Origin of the sequence: Pseudonocardia pini (assembly GCF_013870575.1) — a bacterium.
GTDB classification, from domain to species: Bacteria; Actinomycetota; Actinomycetes; order Mycobacteriales; family Pseudonocardiaceae; genus Pseudonocardia; species Pseudonocardia pini.
Genome location: NZ_JACBXB010000760.1, coordinates 1 through 2656 on the forward strand (window position 1 = coordinate 1; position 2656 = coordinate 2656).

At 74.2% G+C, this 2656-nt stretch carries 3 protein-coding genes; 2 read left to right on the top strand and 1 reads right to left on the bottom strand.

Going from position 1 to position 2656, the window contains the following annotated elements; all coding sequences use genetic code 11:
* Positions 1 to 1465: TM0106 family RecB-like putative nuclease (locus H5J29_RS28465; protein WP_181784071.1), on the top strand; the 1465-nt coding region annotated here is incomplete at its 5' end.
* Positions 1462 to 1980: a methylated-DNA--[protein]-cysteine S-methyltransferase gene (locus H5J29_RS28470; RefSeq protein WP_181784072.1), complete on the top strand. Its 519-nt coding sequence runs from the start codon at positions 1462 to 1464 to the stop codon at positions 1978 to 1980. The genes H5J29_RS28465 and H5J29_RS28470, both read left to right, overlap by 4 nt.
* An 85-nt stretch (positions 1981 to 2065) precedes the next feature.
* Here the strand turns inward: H5J29_RS28470 and H5J29_RS28475 are convergent.
* Positions 2066 to 2656 (bottom strand): YceI family protein (locus H5J29_RS28475; RefSeq protein ID WP_181784073.1); only part of this gene is annotated, 591 nt, incomplete at its 5' end.

Below are 2656 nucleotides of genomic sequence, written 5' to 3' on the forward strand. Positions count from 1 at the left end.
TTCGCGCGAGCTACTCGCGGGTAAGTTGCAGGCGGCTGGCTTGTGGGAGCGGGCCGCGCTCACCGGCGAGCTGGTCGCGGCGGGCGCGGGAGTGATCGGGAACGCGGTGCTGCCGTTGGATCCCGAGGGGCGTCGCGGGTCGGCGGAGCTGCTGGTCCGGGTGTCGGGCGGGTACCTGCCGGTGATCGTGGTGCGGCACCGCATCACCGATCCCGGCACCGGCGCGGTCACCGTGCCGCTCAGCACCCCGTTCCCCGTCCTGGCCCAGCCGGACGAGGAGCGCAAGGTCCGCTCGCAGCCGCGGGACCTGCTGCGGCTGGCGCACCTGGTGCGCATGCTGCAGTCCGCGGGCTGGGCGCCCGAGGACCAGGAGCTCGGCGGGGTCGTCGGGCTGGATGCGGACGTCGTGGTGTGGCACGACCTGCGGGCCGGGCACTGGCCGGGGGAGCGCACCACCCTCGAGGAGTACGACGCGCGGTTCACCGACCGGGCCGCCGTCGCGCAGGCCGCGGCCACCGGGGCCGAGCCGCTGGCGCAGCCGTCGCGGATCCTGGAGTGCAGGCGGTGCCCCTGGTGGCCCACCTGCGAACAGGCGCTGGCCGCGCGGCGGGACGTCAGCCTCGTCGTGCGGGGGGACACGGCCACGGCGCTGCGGGAGCTCGGCGTCACCACGGTGGACGAGCTGGCGGCCCTGGACCCCGCGCGCGAGCCCGCCCCGGTGCCGGGCATGCCGTTCGCCGACGCCGTGGTCCTCGCCCGGGGCTGGCGGCGCGGCCTCGCCGTGGTCCGCCGGGTGGAGCAGGTGCCGGTGCTGCGGGCGGCGGTCGAGGTGGACGTCGACATGGAGAGCTTCGGCGAGTCCGGCGCGTACCTCTGGGGCGCCCAGCTGTCGTACCCCGGCGGGGCGCTCCCGGGGGACGAGCCGGAGGGATACCGGGCCTTCGCCACCTGGGAGCCGGTGCCCACGCCGGACGAGGGCCGCTCCTTCGGCGAGTTCTGGACCTGGCTCTCGGGTGTCCGCGCGGCCGCGGCGGCGAGCGGCCGCACCTTCGCCGCGTACTGCTACAACGAGCAGGCGGAGAACCGGTGGCTGCTCGCCTCGGCACAGCGGTTCGCCGGGATGCCCGGCGTCCCGCCGATCGCGGAGGTGCGGGAGTTCATCGAGGCCGACTCGTGGGTGGACCTGTTCGCCGTGGTCAACGAGTGGTTCCTGTGTGCGCAGGGCAAGGGCCTCAAGAAGATCGCCCCGGTCGCCGGGTTCACCTGGCGGGACCCGGAGGCGGGCGGCGAGAACTCGATGCGCTGGTACCGGGACGCCGTGGGCATGGACGGCGCCCCGCCGGACGCGGCGCAGCGCGAGCGCCTGCTCGGCTACAACACGGACGACGTGCTGGCCACCAAGGCGCTGCGGGAGTGGATGACCGGCCCGGCCATCACGGAGGTCCCGCTGGCGAGCGAGCTGTGAGCGCGTTGAGCTGGGCCGTGGTGTCGGCCCCGATCGGGCCGCTGACCGTCGGGGCCACGGAGGTCGGGCTGTGCCTCGTCGCGTTCGGCGCCCACCCCGAGCGGGCGGTCGCGGTGGCGGAGCGGCTGGACCTGGAGCCGGTGGAGGAGCCGAGCCCGGCGGTCCGGCAGCTCGCCGAGTACTTCGCGGGCGAGCGGCGGGTCTTCGACCTGACGCTGGACTGGCGGCTCACCCACGGCACCCAGCGGACCGTGCTGCAGACCTTGTTCCGGGGCGTCCCCTTCGGCGGGACCACGACCTACGCGGAGCTGGCCGCCGCGAGCGGGGCCTACGAGGGCCACGGCTACACGGCGGCTCGGGGCGTCGGGTCGATCATGGGCTCCAACCCCATCCCGGTCGTGGTGCCCTGCCACCGCGTCACGGCCGCGGACGGCCTCGGCGGGTTCGGCGGCGGCCGCGCCACGAAGGAGTGGCTGCTCGCTCACGAGGGCGTCCTCACCCCGACCCTGTTCTGACTGTGGCTGCTGCCGAGATGAACCTCGGTGTCGTCCGGAGCATGATCGAACAGCACTGAGGTTCATCTCGGCGGGCGGGGTGGGCTCAGGAACTCAGGACGGCCTGGATGTCGATGTCGATCCGCAGGGTCCGGCCCACGGCCAGCACGCCCGCCAGGACACTCTGGTTCCAGGAGATCGCGAAGTCGTCCCGGCTGATCTCCGTGGACGCCTCGAACGCCGCGCGGGTGCCGCCCCAGAGATCGGGGCCGGTGCCGCGGTAGTGGACGTCCAGGGTCACCGGTGCGCTCACACCCTTGAGGGTGAGCACCCCGTCGACCCGCCAGTGCCGGGTGTCGACCCGGGTCAGCCCGTCGGACTTGTAGGTGATCTCGGGGTGGACCTCGACGTCGAGGAAGTCCGGCGAACGCAGGTGCGCGTCCCGGTCCGTGTCGTCGGAGTCGACGGCCTTGGGGTCGATCACGACCTCGACCGAGCTGTTCTCCAGCGGGTCGGCCACCTGGATGCGCCCGGAGAAGGCCCGCAGCCGCCCGTGGATCCGGCTCATGCCGAGGTGCAGGGCGGTGGCCTGGATCGACGAGTGGTGCGGGTCGATGGTCCAGGTGCCGGGAGCCGGGAGCACGTCCCCGCCGACCCGGGGCAGCTCCAGCACGCCGAGGGTGGAGCGGGTGCCCGC